2 protein-coding genes and 1 pseudogene are annotated in these 3,177 nt (G+C 69.7%); 1 reads left to right on the forward strand and 2 read right to left on the reverse strand.

Annotation, left to right across the window (positions count from 1 at the left end; all coding sequences use genetic code 11):
- Nucleotides 1-469: pseudogene (locus tag Q0L11_RS17455) on the reverse strand (glutamate synthase large subunit); the annotation flags it as partial.
- Nucleotides 470-474: 5 nt separating this feature from the next.
- On the reverse strand, nucleotides 475-1,920 hold the full coding sequence (locus Q0L11_RS17460) for an NAD(P)-dependent oxidoreductase (RefSeq protein WP_296598919.1): 1,446 nt from the start codon (nucleotides 1,918-1,920) through the stop codon (nucleotides 475-477).
- A gap of 211 nt (nucleotides 1,921-2,131) precedes the next feature.
- Here Q0L11_RS17460 and Q0L11_RS17465 point away from each other — a divergent pair, with 211 nt between their 5' ends.
- Nucleotides 2,132-2,932: an undecaprenyl-diphosphate phosphatase gene (locus Q0L11_RS17465; RefSeq protein ID WP_296598921.1), complete on the forward strand. Its 801-nt coding sequence runs from the start codon at nucleotides 2,132-2,134 to the stop codon at nucleotides 2,930-2,932.
- The last annotated feature ends 245 nt before the right edge of the window (nucleotides 2,933-3,177 follow it).

Below are 3,177 nucleotides of genomic sequence, written 5' to 3' on the forward strand. Positions count from 1 at the left end.
CGGGGCGGGTGGCGTTGGCCTTCTCGCCGATCACCGAGGTGTCGGTCGGCACCTGCCGCCAGCCGTAGATGTAGAAGCCGAAGCGCAGCGCCTCGCTCTCCACGATCGTCCGGGCCGCCTCCTGGGCGGCCAGGTCCACGCGCGGCAGGAACACCTGGCCCACCGCGATCGGCCAGGGCCGCACCACATGGCCGATCCGCTCCACGTGCGCGGCGAAGAAGTCCTGCGGCACGCTGACCAGCACGCCGGCGCCGTCGCCGGTCTTGCCGTCGGCGTCGATGGCGCCCCGGTGCCACACGGCCTTCAGCGCGCGGATCGCCAGCTCCACCACCTCGCGGCGAGGCTTGCCGTCGATGGCGCAGACCAGGCCCACGCCGCAGGCGTCGTGCTGCTCGGTGATGTCGTAACCGCCGTTGGCCTCGAGCAGGCGCTGCCGGTCGCGTTCGTAGCGGGCGAGGAGGTCGGTCATCGGCGTCACTCCGCGGGGACGAGGCCGGCGCTGGCGTGCGCGGCGAGGTAGCGGTGGATGGCTTCGGCGGCGTCGCGCCCGTCGCGGATGGCCCAGACGACCAGGCTCGCGCCGCGCACGATGTCGCCGGCGGCGAAGACGCCGGGGATCGAGGTCATCATGCTGCGCATGTCGGTCTTCAGCGTGCCCCAGCGGGTGACGCCGAGGTCGGGCGCGGCGAGGGCGGTGGGCAGGTCCTCGGGGTCGAAGCCCAGGGCCTTGATCACGAGGTCCGCCTTCAGTTCGAAGTCGGCGCCCTCTATCTCCTCCGGCGCCTGCCGGCCCGAAGCGTCGGGAGCGCCCAGGCGCATCCGCGCGGCGACCACGCCGGCGGCCTTCAGGGCGTCGCCGGTCACCGCCTTCGGCGCGGCCAGCCATTCGAACACCACGCCCTCTTCCTCGGCGTGGCCGACCTCGCGGTCCGAGCCCGGCATGTTCGCCCGGTCGCGGCGGTAGAGGCAGGTGACGGAGGTCGCGCCCTGGCGGATCGCCGTGCGTACGCAGTCCATGGCGGTGTCGCCGCCGCCCACGACCACCACGGCCTTGCCCTCGGCGTTCAGCACGCCGGAGTCGAAGTCGGGGACCTCGTCGCCCAGGCCCTTGCGGTTGGAGGCGATCAGGTAGTCCAGCGCCGCCACCACCCCCGACGAGCCCGCGCCCGGCGTGGCGAGGTCGCGCGCGGCATAGACGCCGGTCGCCAGCAGGAGACTGTCGTGCCGGGCCCGCAGTTGCTCCAGCGTGGCGTCGCGGCCCGCCTCGAAGCCCAGCACATACTCCACGCCGCCCTCGGCGAGGCGGCGAGTGCGGCGTTCCACGACCTGCTTCTCCAGCTTGAAGCCGGGGATGCCATAGACCAGCAGGCCGCCGGGCCGGTCGTGTCGATCGTAGACCGTGACCCGATAGCCCAGCTCGCGCAGCCGCTCGGCGGCGGCCAGGCCCGCGGGCCCGGCGCCGACGATCCCCACGGATTGCCCGCGGTCGGGCTGGGCGACCAGCGGCCGCACCCAGCCTTCCTCCCAGGCCTTGTCCGACAGGTAGCGCTCGACCGCCCCGATGGTGACGGTGCCGTGGCCCGACTGCTCGATGACGCAGTTGCCCTCGCACAGGCGGTCCTGCGGACAGATCCGGCCGCAGATCTCGGGCATGGAATTGGTGGCCTGGCTGAGGGCGTAGGCCTCCTCCAGCCGCCCCTCGGCCGTCATCCGCAGCCAGTCGGGGATGTTGTTGTGCAGCGGGCAGTGCGTCTGACAGAACGGCACGCCGCATTGCGAGCAGCGCGAAGCCTGCTCCGCCGCCTTGGCGTCGATGAAGTCCCGGTAGATCTCGTGGAAATCCCCGGCGCGCGCCCCGGCGTCCCGCTTCTCGGGCGTGGCCCGGGCGGTCGCCGTGAACTTCAACATCCGCTCAGCCATGGGCGCCTCCGTCCGCTCGGCCTCTAGAGGTCGGAAAACACTCTGGAAAGATGATGGTAAAATATTGGGACTATAATCGGGCCTTCTCGACACCCTTGCGATCGTTTTCGGCTGGTCGGTCGAATAATTAGTCCAATTTTGAGATGAACCTGTTGTTCACCATAGTCCGCGCCCTGTCGGCCCCGCCGACCTGTATTGGAGCGTCAACGTGCTGCCGGACTGGGCCTACGCCGTCATCCTGGGGATCATCGAGGGGCTGACCGAGTTCATCCCGGTCTCGTCGACCGGCATGATGCTGCTGGCCAAGAAGGCGATGGGGCTGCCGGACGGCTTCTGGGACACCTTCGCGGTTATGATCCAGCTCGGGGCCATCCTGGCGGTGGTCGTCCTCTATTTCGGCAAGCTGTGGAAACAGGTGATCGGCCTGCCCACCAGCCCCGAGGCGCGCAAGTTCGCCCTCACCGTGATCGTCGCCTTCATCCCCTCGGTGGTCCTGGGCCTGCTGCTCCACGACTTCATCAAGGAGGTGCTGTTCGAGACGCCTCAGGTGCAGTGCATCTCCCTGATCATCGGGGGCGTCATCCTGCTGTTCGTGGACCGCATCGCCCCGCGCCCTGTCGAGCACGACGCCATGCGCCTCTCGCTGGGCCGCGCCCTCGCCATCGGCCTCTTCCAGGTGCTGGCCATGATCCCCGGCGTCTCGCGATCGGGCGCCACCATCGTCGGGGGCATGTTGATGGGCGTCGAGAAACGCGCCGCCGCCGAGTTCACCTTCTTCCTGGCGATTCCCACCATGCTGGGCGCCTTCGTCCTGGACGCCTGGCAGAGCCGCGACCAGCTCACCTCCGGCACCATCCCGCTGATCGCCATCGGCTTCGTGGTGTCGTTCCTGGTCGCCCTGGTGGTCATCCGCACCATGCTCGCCGTCGTCACCCGCCGCGGCCTCGCCCCCTTCGGCTGGCTCCGCATCGCCATCGGCGGCGCCGGCCTGGCCCTGCTGACCTTCGCCTGACACCCTTTCCTTCCCCCACGTCCCAGCTCGTCATCCCCGGGCTTGACCCGGGGATCCATTCCAGGGCGTCGGCCCGGTCCGCACCTCGTCCGGACACGCCGCTCGTCATGGCCGGGTCGAGCCCGGCCATGACGAGCGGGAGGGGCAGTGAAGAAAAATCACGAACAACTTTGACTCCGCCCGGAGCCTGATGTTCTTCTTTCGTTCATGTCGCACAATGCGGACAGGATCGAGGCCCGGCAGCG

The sequence above is a fragment of the Phenylobacterium sp. genome, from assembly GCF_024508875.1.
Classification (GTDB): Bacteria; Pseudomonadota; Alphaproteobacteria; order Caulobacterales; family Caulobacteraceae; genus Phenylobacterium.